Origin of the sequence: Anaerococcus urinomassiliensis (assembly GCF_900128425.1) — a bacterium.
GTDB lineage: Bacteria > Bacillota > Clostridia > Tissierellales > Peptoniphilaceae > Anaerococcus > Anaerococcus urinomassiliensis.
Map to the genome: position 1 here is coordinate 942,501 of NZ_LT635782.1, position 16,816 is coordinate 959,316.

General features: G+C 33.4%; 13 protein-coding genes (1 of these 13 running past the window's edge). 1 reads left to right on the top strand and 12 read right to left on the bottom strand.

Annotated elements, in window-relative coordinates:
- From BQ7474_RS05560 to BQ7474_RS05595, 8 genes are all read right to left on the bottom strand, one after another.
- Positions 1-93 carry the start of an IS3 family transposase gene (locus tag BQ7474_RS05560; protein ID WP_159429564.1) on the bottom strand. 759 nt of this gene lie to the left of the window's left edge, so 93 of the gene's 852 nt are visible here — the first part of the coding sequence; it begins with the start codon at positions 91-93; its stop codon lies beyond the left edge, outside the window.
- Positions 57-623, bottom strand: a complete 567-nt coding sequence (locus BQ7474_RS05565; protein WP_073997051.1) for a helix-turn-helix domain-containing protein — start codon at positions 621-623, stop codon at positions 57-59. The genes BQ7474_RS05560 and BQ7474_RS05565 overlap by 37 nt, the downstream gene beginning before the upstream one ends.
- A gap of 149 nt (positions 624-772) precedes the next feature.
- Positions 773-1,630: an Abi family protein gene (locus BQ7474_RS05570; protein ID WP_073997985.1), complete on the bottom strand. Its 858-nt coding sequence runs from the start codon at positions 1,628-1,630 to the stop codon at positions 773-775.
- A gap of 157 nt (positions 1,631-1,787) precedes the next feature.
- Complete coding sequence (locus BQ7474_RS05575; RefSeq protein ID WP_073997986.1) at positions 1,788-2,273, bottom strand: NUDIX hydrolase; 486 nt, start codon at positions 2,271-2,273, stop codon at positions 1,788-1,790.
- Between the two features lie 41 nt (positions 2,274-2,314).
- Positions 2,315-2,734 carry a GNAT family N-acetyltransferase gene (locus BQ7474_RS05580; RefSeq protein WP_073997987.1) on the bottom strand — a complete coding sequence of 140 codons (420 nt, stop codon included), beginning with the start codon at positions 2,732-2,734 and terminating at the stop codon, positions 2,315-2,317.
- A gap of 45 nt (positions 2,735-2,779) precedes the next feature.
- Positions 2,780-4,447, bottom strand: a complete 1,668-nt coding sequence (locus BQ7474_RS05585) for a recombinase family protein (RefSeq protein WP_073997988.1) — start codon at positions 4,445-4,447, stop codon at positions 2,780-2,782.
- Between the two features lie 93 nt (positions 4,448-4,540).
- Positions 4,541-4,714 carry a hypothetical protein gene (locus BQ7474_RS05590; protein WP_040397510.1) on the bottom strand — a complete coding sequence of 58 codons (174 nt, stop codon included), beginning with the start codon at positions 4,712-4,714 and terminating at the stop codon, positions 4,541-4,543.
- Between the two features lie 264 nt (positions 4,715-4,978).
- Entirely contained in the window at positions 4,979-6,154 is a 1,176-nt protein-coding gene (locus BQ7474_RS05595; RefSeq protein ID WP_073997050.1) for an IS110 family RNA-guided transposase, read from the bottom strand.
- A gap of 824 nt (positions 6,155-6,978) precedes the next feature.
- Here BQ7474_RS05595 and BQ7474_RS05600 point away from each other — a divergent pair.
- Positions 6,979-7,944, top strand: coding sequence for a phage integrase SAM-like domain-containing protein (locus tag BQ7474_RS05600; RefSeq protein WP_073997989.1), 966 nt, complete (start codon positions 6,979-6,981; stop codon positions 7,942-7,944).
- 77 nt (positions 7,945-8,021) lie between these two features.
- On the opposite strand, the gene ltrA is transcribed toward BQ7474_RS05600, so the two are convergent.
- The 4 genes from ltrA to BQ7474_RS05615 form a co-directional block, all read right to left on the bottom strand.
- On the bottom strand, positions 8,022-9,278 hold the full coding sequence (ltrA, locus tag BQ7474_RS05605; protein ID WP_073997990.1) for a group II intron reverse transcriptase/maturase: 1,257 nt from the start codon (positions 9,276-9,278) through the stop codon (positions 8,022-8,024).
- The gene (locus BQ7474_RS05610) at positions 9,235-9,414 is read right to left on the bottom strand and encodes a hypothetical protein (protein ID WP_073997991.1); all 180 of its coding nucleotides are present in this window, start codon (positions 9,412-9,414) and stop codon (positions 9,235-9,237) included. The genes ltrA and BQ7474_RS05610 overlap by 44 nt, the downstream gene beginning before the upstream one ends.
- Positions 9,411-9,563 (bottom strand): hypothetical protein, encoded by a 153-nt coding sequence (locus BQ7474_RS10605; RefSeq protein WP_159429550.1) that lies wholly within the window; start codon positions 9,561-9,563, stop codon positions 9,411-9,413. Before BQ7474_RS10605 ends, BQ7474_RS05610 begins: the two co-directional genes overlap by 4 nt.
- 296 nt (positions 9,564-9,859) lie before the next feature.
- Positions 9,860-16,720, bottom strand: a complete 6,861-nt coding sequence (locus BQ7474_RS05615) for a S8 family serine peptidase (protein WP_073997992.1) — start codon at positions 16,718-16,720, stop codon at positions 9,860-9,862.
- Between the last annotated feature and the right edge of the window lie 96 nt (positions 16,721-16,816).

Here is a 16,816-nt window from a genome sequence, read left to right on the forward strand (position 1 = left end):
GTTTATTTCAAAATAGTATGTTGATCTTGGCATATCAATAGCTTTTAAAAGATATTTTAGTCTGTATCCTTCTTCTTTGAGTTCTTTGACAATCGCTGCTTTTTCGCCTTGAGTTGCGCAGCGTAACGTTCTTCTCTCAAGGCGATCTCTTTTTTTATTATTTCGTTTTCTGCTTTTATATATTCATTTTCTGCTCTAAGTTTTATTAGTTCTTCTCTTTCAGATTCATTAAGTTCTTTTGCTTTATGGTTATTATTATTTTTCATACTTGTATTTTTAGATTTACGGCCTTTCTTTTTATTCACAAGACCATTATATCCATAATTTTTATACTTGTTAACCCATGAATAAAGTTGTCCATCATTGATTCCATTTTCGATTGCTATAGATTTTATGGAATTTCCAGCTAACACTTTAGATATCATTTCTAATTTCTCATCAGCAGTCCAATTAATATTATTTCCGTGTTTTAAAATTTCTGGTCCATGAAGTTCTTCTAACTTAAACCATGTTCTAATTGAATCATGAAAGTTTTTTTCTTTAGCTCCTTCAGGTGTATCAGGCCATTTACCTTCTCTATACAATTGTACGCATTCTTTTTTGAATTCATAACTATATTTCATAAAAATACCCTCCTTACTGGTTTGTCCAGTAAAGAGGGTACATATCATTACTATTTTGCTGATTTTATTATACCATCCTATATTATGTAAAAAACAGCTCACTTGGAGCTTTTTTTCAGTACTTATTCCTTTGGCTTATCCTGAAATCATTAAAGAATGCTTTCCCATTTCTCTACAAACCCTAATTGCTTTAATTCTACTGATGGATATTTATTAATTATTTCTAACAAGTCACCATGAAATTTATCGTAATAATCATCTTCAGCTAGAATCTTAAGATTAATTATACTAGCAAAAATAGTATTATTAGATATTCCTTGGTTTAAATATTCTTTATATAACTTTGGAGTCTTGGTTAATTTAGCTCCATACAATCTACCATAATGAGCACATATATTTCTGACATAAGACAAGTTCTCAATCCAAGATTCTAAATAAATATAGTCAACCTCGAATTCTTTGGCAATCTCTTTCTTATCTTCATTCTCCATATTCTTGTACATTTTAGAAAGTGTGCCAAAACTTGCTACCTCTATCGCAGCATAGAATGGAATCTCTCCGCCTTTATAATTTTTTTCGAAGTTATGTATAAATGGCGATTTCTGATTTTTTTTTATTTCTCTTTCTAGTTCCTTTATGGTACTCTCCTGAAAATTCTTTTTCTTATAGTTATTTAAATCTTTATATCCAAAGTTCCCATATTTTAATGAAAAGTAATTGGTAATTACAGCTCTTAAATGAACTTCTATATGCTCTATCAACGAAAACAAAATATGTCTAAGTTCCATATCAAATAAATATAGGTCAACTATATTTTCAAAAGTAGTTCCATCTATGTACTTTCCGTTTTCTTTTAAAGTTATACTATAAGCCTTTACAAGCCTATAATAGGATACTCTGTTAAGCACACTTATTGCATAATCTTTATCTTCTATTTCTAAATCTAAAGATATTAAATTTTCTATTTGCTCATTTACATCAATGGGAGCTTGATGAGATTTCTTCACGCTATTATTCCTTATAATCAAAAGACCCGACTTGGTCCGCATTGTTAAGAGGCGTGTCGGGTACTGTTAATTATTATAATATACCATTGGCGGTTATTTATCAATTATTATGAAATAATGTTTATGGAACGATCTATTGCCATAATAGTGGTATTCATTAATATCTTTCATCTGAAATTATATGCTCTATTCCACTATGCTCCGATTTAAGATATTCTTTAATAAATGTCGGGTATGCCTTGCATTTATCAAGCTCATCTATAGGCACCCAATGCATTGTCTCTTTAGCACCTGACGCTGTAGTGCTTTGGCTTGTAAAGTCTCTTTTACCCATGGGCTTCATTATATAGTAGAATGTAAGCTCATGAAAGTCTACTCCTTTTAAGCCAGAGCTTCCGATGAAGAAGTTCTCATGTATCACGGCAAAATGGTCGACTTCGTAATTAAGGCCTGTCTCTTCAAATACTTCTCTCTTCACGGCTTCTTCTGATGTCTCGCCCATGTGAACCGCTCCGCCAACTGAGTAGTAATAGTCGTCCTCATCATTTCTTGCAAGCAGAATGCAGTCCTCTTCTACTATTATGGCTGCCGCTCTATATCTAAATGCTTTTTTATCGTTAATAATAGCGCAATTATTCTCCATAGTTTTCTCCTTTATATACTTTCTCATCTAAGAACCGTAACTTATGGTTCAAATGCAAACAAGTTCCCAAGCTGAATTGAAAATCCAAGTGATTTATACATTTGTATATCGCATTGTGCACAAGCAACAGTCATTGAACTTATAGCACTTGACCTATATGCAAATTGAACTAGCTGGCGTGCTATTCCTTTATGACGAAAGTCAGGACATATGAAAAAATCTTCAAATATTCCACTTGGCATATAGTTAAAAGTTGAAAAACCAACTGTTATTGAACAGCAGCCTACCAATGAACTACCTTCCCATGCTCCGAAAAAGAATATTTCCCCTTTGCTTATTGCATCTTTCAGACGTTTCTTGGATATGTCATTCGGTATATCCTCTCCTATTTCTGCTTTATATTGCTTTTGAAGTTCCCACAAAAGATCAATTTGTGAAGCGTATATTTCCTTGTAATCCATTCATAACCTCCAGATAAACTCCTATTATATTATAAATCCAAATTCTTACTTTTTGGACATCAATACTACCGTCTCAACGGAACTATCATTGTCCAAACTTAAATTGATATCCTCATCTATCAATGGAAGCTTGAAAATAAGCGATTTAACCCATCTACCCGATTCGGTCTTTTCTTCATATATTTCTATTTTTTCTATCAATTGATTGAATAATCTCTTCTTATCGACGTCTGAAAGCACTGAATATAGCTTATGAAAATTAATCAAAATCTTATAAATATTATCAGAAGTTATCTTTTCTTCTAAGATAGCTTCTTTTCTTTTTCTGCTGTCTGAAATCTGTAATTCTACATAATCTAATTGATCATAGATTGCATCTAACCTTAGATTTAAATCTTCAAATTTTCTTTCATAATGTTTATCTTCAAAATATAAAGAATCAATTTGATTTATCAAAGATGCTTTTGTTCCCAATAATTGTCTTTCTTTAGCCATGTGCTTGTCAATGATTTTATCTATTTCATCAGTATCTATTTGTATATTAATTTTTTCTTCTAATTTTTTTGCGAAACTTGGATTACTAATTATTTTTGTTATTATTGTAGCAACTTCGTTATCGATTGCATCCGCCTTAATTTGTTTACTGAAGTTACATTTATGTCCATTCATCAATTGTCGATGTTTACATGAATAGTAGTAATAATCTTTGTAGTGTTCTCCATTCTTCTTGCGTTTGCGGCTTTTATTTCCATATAAACCTGCACCACAAACTGGGCATTTTATAAGGCTTGACAATAGATAAGTTTTCTCATCATTTCCTCTATTTATCTTTTCATATTTCTTGGCTTGTAACTTTCTCTTTTTCTGCGTTAATTCCCAAAGTTCATCGTCAATAATAGCTTCATGTATTCCTTTACTTATAATATAATTATCAGCTTTTTCTTGCGAAATTTTCCCTGTAATTTTATCCTTTTTTGTCTTTCTTCTACCATAGGCAATTTTCCCATTATATACAGGATTATCTAAAATTTGGCGAATTAATGAAGCAGAAAAATATGGTGATTTTCCATTTTGTCTGATAGGTTTTCTTATGTCTAATGATGCTAAATATTTTGCAACTCCATTTGCTCCCATATCTGAATTAGTGTATAAATCAAAAATCATTTTTATTGCTTTAGCTTCATTTTCATTAATTATCAATTCTCCATCTTGAAGCTTATACCCAATTGGAGCAAAACCACCATTCCATTTTCCTTCTCTTGCTTTTTGTTTTCTGCCTTCCATGGTTTGAGCGATGATGTTCTCTCTTTCCATCTCAGCTACTGCCGATAGTATAGTTATGACTAATTTTCCTGCATCTTTTGAACTATCAAGGCCATCATCAACTGATACCAAATATACCCCATGCTCTTCCATTACTTGCAAAGAATTTAATGTATCAGCTGCATTTCTACCAAATCTAGATAATTTGAATACTAAAACACAATCAACGTTGTCTTTTTCTTCTTTGATATCATCTAACATAGTTATAAAATTGTTTCTGCCAATTATTGATGTCCCTGATTTTCCAGCATCTTTATAAACATCTACTATCTCTATATCATAAGCTTTAGCATATTGTTTTATTCTTTCTTCCTGAGCATCTAGGGAATAGCCATCAATTTGCATAGAAGTAGACACTCTAGTATAAACATAGGCTCTTTTCTTTTTCATGGAAACACCTCCTTTAAATAAGTTTGGATAAAATAGCAAGTTCTTTTATACACTATATTTTACTATATTCCAATTTAAAAACCAACAAATAAACTAATTTGTTGGCTTTAAGTCCTCATTATTATTTTCATCATTTTTCTTATCCAAATCTAAATTAGATTCTAAAATTTCTGGTGGCATATCTAGGCTTTTAAAATCTATTTGATCTGCATATTTCTCTATAAATTCTTGTAGTAGACGAGCAAGCCCGTCTAACTCATCAGCCATGATAACCACCTCCTTAAAAAATTTCTTCACTTTTTATATGCCATAATTTTTTTAGAAAGGTGTTTTTTTAGTTTTTAATATTCATATTCTACTCTTTTTTTTATCCAAATGACTTTATTACATATTAAAAATAGAAGATTGAAGAAATGGAGATGAAAAAGACCAGCTATCAAATGTCAAGAGAAAATAAAAAATAATTTATCTTGAAATTTAATGCACGTCAAACAAGCCTAAAAATTTAGGCTTAGAAAAATTAAATAACAACTAAATATTCGGTACGTAAGTTTTGTTATCTCTTAAAACTGCAAAAATTATGTTAGTAAGTTTTCTAGCAACAGCACCAATAGCTGTACCATGAGCCTTACCCCTTTGTCTAAGTTTTTGATAGTAAACAGACAAAGCAGGGTCCTTAAAGGCAGCTACACTAGCAGCAAGCCAAATAGCACGTCTAAGATAAGGAGAGCCACGCTTAGAAATCTTCGTATCGGTTGCATTAAAATTACCAGATTGCTTAACAGCAACATCTAAACCAGCATAAGCAACTAACTGGTTAGCTCTCTCAAAACGAGAAATATCACCAATTTCTGAGAAAATAGCACCACCTAAGATATCGCCAATACCAGTGATAGAAGTAATAACAGGGCATAAAGAATTAATCATAGAAGAAATTTCATCTTCAATATCAGCTATCTGATCTTCAAGAAAAGAAATTTGAGCAATAATCTGTTTAATTTGAAAAGAAAAAGACTTCAAAGCAAACTTAACACCAAAAGAATTAGAAGCCTTCTCTTGAATTTCTTTAGCCTTATCAAGGCCAAAGTGCCCCTTACTACACTTAGACAACATCTTAGCAAGCTCATCAGCAGGAATAGAAATCATATCTTCAGGTAAAGGGAACTTACTCAAAAGCTCTTTAGAAGCAACACCATAAATATTAGAAAAAAGCGAAGAATACTCAGGGAAAACCTGATCTAAAATAGCAACAAGCTTTCTTTTCCAATCAGAAGCTTCATCAACAAGAGCAAACCTAAACCTAGAAAGATTTCTTAAAGCAAAAGTATCCTCATCAGAAAAATGAGAAACAGAAAACTCACCAAACCTAAGAATTTGAGCAATAACAAAAGAATCAACAGAATCATTCTTAGTCTGTCTAATATACATCTTTCTAAAAGCATCAGACTGAATGGGATTAATAACAACACAAGAAAAACCTAAATCAATCAAGAAAGAATAAAGAGAAAGCCAATAATGCCCAGTAGCTTCCATACCAATAATACAATTGTTAGAATCAATCGAAAAAGAGGAAATAAATTTCTGAAACTTCTCTAAACCCCTAATAGAATTAGAGAAAGAAAAAGACTCAGAAACAAGTTTCCCATTAGAATCAATTATTGAGGCTTCGTGGTTGTTCTTTGCAATATCAACACCAATGTAAAACATAAAATCACCTAGCTTAAATATAAATTTAGATAGAGAAAGAACCCTCAATAACTTTACGACAATCAAACCTCGTTAGACATACAGCAACGAAATGTGCTATCCAGCTCATACTGATAAAGACGTAAAGAAGAGGCGTAACCCTTTTTAAGGAAGACTAGCTTCAAGGAGGAAATCTACGACCTCTATCTATACAATTATTATCCCACAAGAAAGTGGGATAGAGAACAAAAAGTAGTATTAAATACTACAACTATAATATACGAGGAGGAAACACAATTTGACATTCGTAAAGGAAAAAAGAGATGATATAACTCTATTATCTCAAAAGGTATGTCTTAGATATACCTCAATTATATCACCAGATAAAAAACGGTAGTCCTACTTGCTAGGCTCAACTATTTTCAAAGTAATAAGGTCCGGCTACGGTAACTTTATTATTTCAAAATAGTCGAAGCTCTTGAATTGATGCCATTAAAATTCATGATCTCAAGGGTTCTTCGATATGTATTTATTAGAAGAACCTAAATGGTAATTTTTAAAGAGTCATCTTTGAAAATTACCAGTTTAGGCAGGAATATTATGGTTTAATAAATAATTTATGAAATATTAAGGATAAAATGAGGAAAAATAAAGAATGAAAATTACCTGTTTAATCAAATGGCAAAATCTAAAAGTTATATCAAGACGGTGTCTGCTGAATTGAAATAACAATAATATTTAAGCCTATATTATTTAGATTTTTTAGAGCATCTTAAGCTCGTAAAAAAAGGAGGAGGCTAATTAACAATAATATAGAAACCAAATTTATTTAGGAGGATTCCAGAATGTCAAGAAATAAAAATAGCTTACAATTTGAACTATTTAAGAGAGCATCTGAAGGATTAAAAGGAAATACAACCAGAAAGCAATATAAATATGCCTGTAAGAAATTTGCAAGCTGGTGCAAAGAACAAGGAATTAAACAAATAGAAAAAGTAGATAAAGATTTAATACAAAAATACTCAAACCATTTACAGGAAGATCCTTTTAAGTTTTCTGCTGGTACTATTCATACCTACCTTGCCCCTATTTGCAAGGCTTGTGGAGTAAATATGAGAGATATTAATAAGCCTAGGAGGAAATCTAATACCATAACCAAAGGTAGACAAGAAGCAGAAAATCCTTTTGGAAAATTACAAGAAACTTCACCTGAATTTAAAAGGCTAATTACCTTACAAAAAGCTGTTGGTATAAGAAGAAATGAACTTGAAAATCTAAAAAGAGAGGATTTTATTAAGGGAGAATATGGCATATATTATGTCCATGTAAGAAAAGGAAAAGGCGGAAAAGAAACTTTTCAAATGATTCTCCCTAAAGATGTACCTATAGTTAAAAATATATTCGAAGAAGTTCCTACAGGTCATAATGTATTCTCAAAAGATGAGATGAATAATAAAATAAATCTTCATGCCCTAAGAAGAGAACACGCTAATGATTTTTACCAATTCTTTGAAAATACAATATTAACAGTTAATGGATTCGCTAGATCATTAAGAGAAAGACTTATTAAAATGTTTGAAAGAGGAAATTATGATTTATATAAAGCAAATCCCCAAAAATATGAAGCTAAATTAAAACGATTTATTGATGATATGAATGATACTCCCTATGAACTCAGAGGAGAAAATAAAAAAAGAGCTATCCAAAATGGGAAACCCGTTATCTATAATCGTCTAGCCCTTATGGCTGTTTCTGTACTGGCTTTAAGTCATTGGAGATTAGATGTTACTGTAGTAAATTATATTGTATAAATCGAGTAGGAGGTAAATGATTAATTCATCTACCGACCTCTCACACCACCGTACGTACGGTTCCGTATACGGCGGTTCTACCGTTTAATTTGAACTTTATTGTAATAGCTGACTAGGGATATATAGCCCCTTTCAGCTATTCTTTTGTTGTTAAGAGCTCTGCTCAGTATTGGGCTTTTTGCTATTCTCCAATAGGATTTGCGTGTATTTGCCCATTGCCAGGCTTGAAATTTTGCTGTTCCTAATTTTACTAAGTTTGTAAATTTGGTTTTGATTTTTTTCCAGCTTTTCCATGCACACATTCTTATTCTTCTTCTTAACCACTCGTCTAGGTTTTGAAGATGGTTTCTCATATTTGCCAATTTGAAATATTGTATCCATCCTCTTATGATTTGGTTGATTTTTATTCTTCTTTGCTTATAGCCTAGTGCATTACTTCTGTTTGTTACTTCTTTTAGTTTTGCCTTTAGTTTCTTTAGGCTTTCTTTGTGTACTTTTAGTTGGGTTCCGTTGTTATGGTAAAATCCATACCCTAGATATTTTGTTTGGCTTAATTTTCTTATTGATGTCTTTTCCTCATTTACTTTAAGTTTTAATTTTCCTTCTAACAGCTTTTTGACTATTTTGTGGTATCTTTCGGCTGCTTTTCTATTTCTTGCAAATATTAGCATGTCGTCTGCATATCTTACAAATTTGTATCCCCATTTTCCAAATTCTTGGTCAGCTTCGTTTAGGTAGATGTTTGCTAGTAATGGACTTAAGGGTCCACCTTGTGCTACTCCTTTGTCTGATTTTACTTTTATTCCATCTATCATTATTCCTGATTTTAGATATTTGTGTATTAGGGATATTACGTCTCCATCTTTTATTTCTTCTGATAGGATTTGTATGAGTTTGGATTGGTTTACTGTTTCGAAGTATTTTTCTAGGTCTAAGTCTACTACCCAGGTGTTTCCTTCTTCTGCTATTTCTTTTATTCTTTTTAGGGCATCATGCGCGCTTCTATTTGGTCTAAATCCATAGCTGTTTTCTGAGAATTTCTTTTCATAGATTGGGCTTAATTTTTGTGCTATTGCTTGTTGTATTACCCTATCTGTTGTTGTGGGTATGCCTAGATTTCGTTTCTTTCCATTTGATTTTGGTATTTGTACCCTTTTTACTGGTTTGGGTTTGTATTTCCTTGCTCTTATTTGTCCTAGTATTTTCTCTTTGTTTTCTTTTAGATATTCTAGAAGTTCTTCTGTTGTTATTCCATCTATTCCTGCTGTACCTTTATTTGATTTTACTCTCTTAAAGGCTTCGTTTAGGTTGTTTCGATGGAGTATTTTTTTCAATTAGTTCATTTTTGGTATTTTCTTTTGAGTTAATCTTTTCATGACTGTGTCCAGCTAATTTATTTTCACTTGCCGAGCTATCTTTGATTAGTCTGGTTGATTTTCTACAGTCTTTGTCATGATTAGTTTCTTTCATAAATTTATACTTCCTGTAGTTCTGTCCTTCCTAGTTTTTACTAGTACTATGACTTCTGCTGACTTCTCACTATTCGTTGTTACTACTGTTTCGCTAGTGAGACCTCCTCGGGTAAGGGCATGTTCTTTCCTCTCATATATCTGCCACATTTACATTTACGTATTCCGTGTAGTTATTGGACTTTGGCTTGTAATGCAGTCTTATCCTACGTACCTGCCTTATGTAGTTTCTGTTCGTCAGACCAAGAGTTTGCCTAGGGCTTCCTTCAGATTCCACCTCACGATGGACACCCTTGCCTTTGGCTATGTGTTTCCCACTACCGGGCACACTTAGGACTTTCACCTGCTAGAATATGCTCATGCCGAGCACACAAAAATACCAGAGCAAGCCTAAAGCTAACTCTGGCATAAGGTCTAATATTTGCTTAGCTTATATTAGGTCTTTTTTATTTTCTTTTTTTAGTCTTGAATAAGGCAAGGCTTGCTGCAAATAGTCCCATAACTACTGATGATAGGCTCTCTACTCCTGTTTTAACATTTGTACTTGTTGGAGCTTTATCATTGTTTGCTTGTGATTTGTCATCACTTCTTTGTGTCTTATTTTCTTTTACTTCTTCTTTTTGGGCTTTTGATGGAGCTTCTTCTTTATCCTTATCTTCCCTTGGACTTTGAACTAAGTTATCGTCTTTTGAAGGCTCTTCTTTAAGCTCTTTAGTCTTAGAGCTTACCTCTACTACTAATCCTTGATTGTCTTTTGGATTTTCACTCTGAGGAGCTTGTTTTATTTCAGGGATTTGTGGATTTTCACTCTGAGGAGCTTGTTTTATTTCAGGGATTTGTGGATTTTCTGAAGGATTTTCTGAAGCTTCTTCTGATGGTTCTTCGCAAGGATTGTCTGAAGGTTCTTCTGTATCACTTGGGCAAGTTATATTCCAAATCTTTGAATAATCCTCATCTTTTTTCTTTGTTTCATCAAAAGTTTGTTTATTTTCTTCTTTAACTTCTTTATGAAGCTCGTAGAAGTCTGGTTCAACACTTAGATCAGACTCAGCAAATAGGAAGGAACCTTGTGCTTTGATTTTTTCTTTTCCATCTTTGTCTTTGACTTTCCAACCCTTAAAGCCTTTACCTTCTGGAAGTTCTCCCTTGTATTCTGGTAATTGGAAGTCCTCTCCCTTTACAAGTTCATTTTCCTTATTACCTATTGTAATCTTGACTTTTTCGGGATCTACAGGAGTTAATGAGCCAGTTTTTTTGTCAAAGCTAAATTCTTTTACCCTAGTATTGTTTGCAAAGTCTTTTACTACAAACTTAATTGTTAGCTTATCATCCTTGATATCTTTGATATCATCTAAAGACTTGTATTCTTTACCATTTACAAAGATTTGTTTATCTTGGATTTCTCCAGCCTTATCCCCATCTCTCTTGTCTGTAACATTGAATTTGATGAATTTATCTTTATCATATTCAATAGCTGTGTTACCATCATCTTTTTGTTCGATTTCTGGTTTTATAGCATCATAGAGGAATTGATAGTGAACACCTACAGCCTTGGCATTGAGATTACTATAACCAGTTTGTAGGTAGACATTGCCATCCATATCTTTAACCTTATCTGGGAAGCCATTAGCCTTGTAGTCCTTCATTCCCCAATCCATGATGTCTCCATCTTTTACATCAAGCTTAATATTAAAGTCTCTTGTATTATCAATGTGTAAATCACCATAGATTAGGTAGTTGTCAACAACTGACTCGTTAACTCTCATTTCCCAGTTGAAACCACCCTTATCTCCTATCTTTCCTCTTAAATAGAATTCTGGTTTTCTTACATAGATTTTATTGTCCCTTGTTGGATTGAAATAGTTTCTATCCATAGTCAAATCTACTGGTTTTGCATCTATAAATAGCATAGCTCCGTCTTCCTTGATGGCTTCTACGTTGGATTTATCATCTCCAATATATTCCTTACCATCTTTGCCAAGAAGAACTAGTTTAGAAGGATCATCTACAAGATTTCCATCCTTATCTATAGCTTCCCCCTTGTCATTAGTTTTGAATTTAAAGACTTGATATCTAACTATATTAAATCCGTCCAAGGCTGACATGAGAACTGATTGAGCGCTTCTACCATCTTCAACATTTCTACTATCACAGTAGATTGTTTTTTGTGATAGGGCCTTGATGTTAGGGGCAGTCTTTTGGATTTTTTCTATAACTTCCTTGCTATAAACTCCATTACCATCAAGCATATCAGTTTTTCCTGGGTTAAATGTCGTAACTCTTAGGGCATATCCCTTTCTTACAATCATATTATCATTTAATACATATTGACCCTTTTCATTATCGAAGAACATCTTGTTTGTATCCATCTTGCTTAGGTCTTTTGGTTTTTGTTTAGTTAGTTCACCTTCACCTAGTTCGATAATATTTCCATAGCTTGAAGCATATGGTGAAGCTTCCTCGGCTTCATCCTTCTTTTCTGGCATCCTTATTATAGTTTTAGCTTTTGTTTGACCCTTATCTTTTACGATAATATTCATATCTCCAGTAAAGGATAGGCCATCGACTACATCATTTGTGTTTGCAAATAAGTCAAATGTTAAAGTTTTGGTTTGTGGGTCGTATTTACTTGCCTTAATTTCTATTAGTTTAAAGTCATTACCATAGTAGGCCTTAGCATCTTTTGATACATTATTTACTTCTCCAAGAATTTCAAAATGGCCATCCTTTGATGGACTTAACACTCCACCAAGCTTTGATTTAACATCATCAAGTTTCTCAGTTTCATATTCTAGATTACTTCCATCTTCGTAGGCTTTTACATTTCCTTTTTCATCATATAGATAATCAAGCTCTACTGTTTTCATTCCACCAGTTGTAAAGTCTTCTATTTCCTTATATTTCTTTTTAATTAGTTTCTTTAGGTCTTTATTTTCAAATTCTCTAATTGTCGAAATATTTTTATCTATTTCAAGGCTAGCTTCTCCCTCAACTGAACTTTCTTCAGCTGGTTTTGAGTCTTCATCCTTAGCTTGATTATTATTGGTATTTTCCTCTGAACTCTTTGCATTTTTGAGTTTTTCTTCAGAAATTTCTCCAAGTTTTTCGTAAGAAGAAGAATCTTGTTTAGGATCTATTAGGTAATAAGAAATCATTCCCTTTGCATCAGCTTTACTATCAAATTTTATCCTATGGATTTTGGTGAAGTTGCTTGCACCATCTAGGGCGATTACTTCTATGATTTTTCCTCTTAAATCTCCTGCACCGCTAATTTCGTAGATAGTATTTCCTTTATCATCAAGCTTTCTATGTCTACCTTCGCCTTCTCCAGCATATTTAACATCAAGGTTTCTTTCAACATCACCGTACTCATCAACTATAGCTGCGCCTGCATACCATACTTCGTTGGCTACTTCTTCAAATTTCTCTGGATGGTCTTTTTGATCTCTTACAAACAAGGTTTCGTTTTTGTACTCATCTTTTACCTTGTGGTAGGTATCTTTTGCTATTAATTTGATTTTGTTTGGATTAGAGAAATCAACACCGACAATTGTTGGAGCTGTATTGTCAACTTTTACTGGTATATAAGAAACTTGCCATGGATAATCCTTAGTTAATCTATATTTGAACTTGTAGAAGTATTGACCCTCAGCTATTGGTTCAAATTGACCCCTAAGTTTTGTTTCCAAGTCTTGGTTATTATTATCATCATTAGCGCCTTCTTCTCTTCCTCTAGGATTGTAAATAAGGCCATCCCATTTCAAATCTCCCATAACTTTTAACTTGGATGACTTAATACCCTTAGCATCGTTTCTCTTTGAGTTTAGGATTCCTCTGATGAAGTGCTCTCTAGTTACAACCTTGAGGTCTTTTTGTCCTTCGCCCTCTTTGTCAGTATTTACAATTGAGATTAAGCCTTCTCTTGCACTTCTTAGAACGAGTGGGGAAGGTGTTAGCCCTGTTTCGATTTGAACTTCTTGTGGTTGTCCCTTATTATCAAGTGGATAAATTCTTGCGACTTTTGATTCGCTTTGTGATGGATCATGTAATCCGTGGTTGTTATTTAGTGCAAATAAATCAGGATCTTGATCAAGTGATTTTGTATTTCCATCTTTTCTGTTTTGGATAACGGCTGCTGGATTGAATTTATCGATGTCATGTTCTCCACCTATACCCTTGTTCAAGGTTCCAGGTATTTTTGGTTTACCATCATCGTCATAACCTTCCATGGTTTTTGATTTAGAGCCTTCTTCCCAAGCCCACTTGTCAAGGATTGGCTCCTTGTTCCAATTTCCAGCAAATCCCATAAGTGGCATTGATAGAGATGGTTGGAATACTGTCTTGTTTTCCTTGCCACACATTGCCTCAAGTTCTTCTTTAGATTCAAGTCTAATGAAAGATTCTACAAATTGGTTTTTATCTTTTGCTTCTCCTACATTTATTACAGCCTTCAATTCATATGAAGAGTTTGGAGCAATTGTAAATACATCGTGTTCAAAGCTAATATTTGCACCCTTAATCTTTGCTGGATGAATTTCTGGAACAATTTGTTTGCCATCTGATGATTTCTCATCCTTGTAAGTTTCATCAAGTTTTAGCCTGTCGGTAAGGGAATCTGTGGTGATTGCAGATGATGAAGCCTTAAATGTAAGAGGCCTATCTGATGTATTAATCAACTTGATTGTGAAATATTTCTTTTCTCCCTTAATTTCTCTAAGTGATATAGATCCATATGAGTTTACTAGACCTGCGGAGTCAACATTTTTGAAGCTTGCTATAACATCACTTCTTAGTGCATTAGCAACATTAATTAGACCTGCACCTTGTTGTCTTGGCGAAGCATAATATAGTGATTTTTCCTTCCAAGCTGTTGGATCCATCATAGGTCTTGCTGTGTTTTGTAAGGCAATCTTTGTAAGAGTAGTTAAGTCGATTTTATCGTCATCTGTTAGGTTTTTGAGGACAGGTTTTTCGAGCATCTCTTTTAGTTTTGGTCTAATTAATACTGTTGATGCTGCAACTACTGGTGTTGCCATACTTGTTCCTGACATATAACCATAGGTTGATTTGCCATCAATTACATTTAGAGTTGATTTGATGTTCTTTCCTGGTGCTGATACATCTGGTTTTAGAAGGAGGTCAACCCTTGGGCCCCAGGATGTAGAGGCTGCTGGCACGATTACTTCTTCTTTATAAAGTTCCTTGTCTGTATCAGGAGCGAAGTTAAAGTCTAGCTCTTTCTCATCACCAAGCTTTGGACGGTTTTTGTTGAAGCTTTCCATATCAATTGGATAATATTGGTCAAGCTTATCTTTGAAGTCTTCTTTCTTGTTTCTCTTAACCTCAGTTTTATTAGCTGGATCAATCATATTCCAAATTTTAAGTCCATCATCACCAGATACTGAAAATACTTGGCAAGTTGTTCCTTCATCTTCTTCGTAGCCCATGGCTGGAAGCTCTGTCCAGTTATCCCTGTTGTAGTAGTTAACGGTATTTACAACCATGATTGCGCGAGCACCCTTATCGGCAGCTCTTTTGAAGGCGTATTTTAAATCCTTTGTATATATTCTATCCATAACGGCAATTTTGCCTCTAAGATTAAGCCCAACTAGATCTTCATCTTGACCCTTGCCTATATAAACAAATTTCATTTTGTCAGCTATTTTGCTTCCGTCTTCATTTCTAATAATCTTATTTTTATCGAAGAAGGTACCGATATTTCTATACTTGAAGCTTTCGCCACCAATATTTACCTTATCAAACTCTACTATTTGATTTTTAGCTGATGCAACAGCTATGGCATCTTCATGGGCAGCAGTTCTAGTTACATTTCCTGTATCGGTCATCTTTAGTTTGTTATTAGCAGCTAAGTCCCATGATGAGCTTGAAGCAGATGTTGCATAGTTACCAGTAGCAACTACCATAGGAATCCCCGCTTTTCTTAAAGCCCTAACTGCTTGCCAATATTTCTCACCTATAAGACCTGTTCCTGTAAATCCAGAAGATACAGATACTACATCAACTTTATGTTTGATTGCATCTTCAATAGCGTGAAACATTGTTTCATCACCAGCAAAGCCATCACCTGAATCTGAGTACATCTTGTAAGAAAAGATTTGAGCATTTGGTGCTATTCCGTCTATTCCATTGTACTTAGCTATATCCTTATCAGTATCATTACCAGCAAGGATTCCCGCTATATGCATACCATGTGGATCATGATAGTCAGAACCATCGTCATATTTTTCGACAGTAATTTTGCCACCGTTATAATAGTTAAAGGCATGAGGAATTTTATCACTCAACCAAAAGTCCTTGTCAGTTCCCTTCATGTCCTCTTTTTTATATCTCATATAAGGCTTAGCATCATCGTCAATTCTCATAGCCTTGTGCCTATAATCAGTCCCAGTATCTATGTTTGCAATTACCATACCCCTACCATCAAACTTCATTATCATGTCTTTGTTGATAGCTTTTAGGTAGTCGATAGCTTCGTTGACACCAATTTCTTCCCTAGCGTGATTCATCATTGGCTCAACTTTTTGGGATCTTTCTACAGATGAGATTCCTTCGATGTGTTTAATCAAATCAAGATTATCTTGTTTTGTTTCAATTGCACAACCATTAAAAATTGTGTTATAGGCATACAAAACTTTTGTAGAAGAAAGTTTTGATATTTCCTTCATTGCCCTTTCCCCAGCCTCTTTATCTTTAAATTCGGCTATGTATATGAGCCTTCCCTCGTCTTTCTTCTCTACAGCTATATCATCTTTCTTTTCTTCAGTAGATGAATCCTTATTAAGGTCAGCTTTATGTGTAACTTCTGTTGCTTTCCCTTCTTTTTCAACAGACTTATCTTCTTTGAGGGAAGTTTCCAAAGCAGGAGCTTTGTCCTTGTTTGCATCTTCTTTATTTTGTTCACTTTCTTTATCAGAAGCTTCTTCTTTTTTTGCTTCTTCTTTTTTTTGTTCACTTTCTTTATCAGAAGCTTCTTCTTTTTTTGCTTCTTCTTTTTTTTGTTCACTTTCTTTATCAGAAGCTTCTTCTTTTTTTGCTTCTTCTTTTTTTTGTTCACTTTCTTTATCAGAAGCTTCTTCTTTTTTTGCTTCTTCTTTTTTTTGTTCACTTTCTTTATCAGAAGCTTCTTCTTTTTTTTCTACAGTTGCTTCATTTTCTTCAAAAAGACCTTGGTTATTTGCTTCTAGCGGTTTTTCTTCTTCGCTACTGGCAAAGGAAGGCTCGTTAAATAAGAATGAAATAGACAATGCGGCAATTAATGTCGCCTTAATAATTCTTTTATTATTCATTTATTCCCCATATCCTCTACTAAATATTTTTTTAACATGTTAAATATTAATTCATATTAATATACAAAATATAAAAATGTGATAGCGATTTTCAGT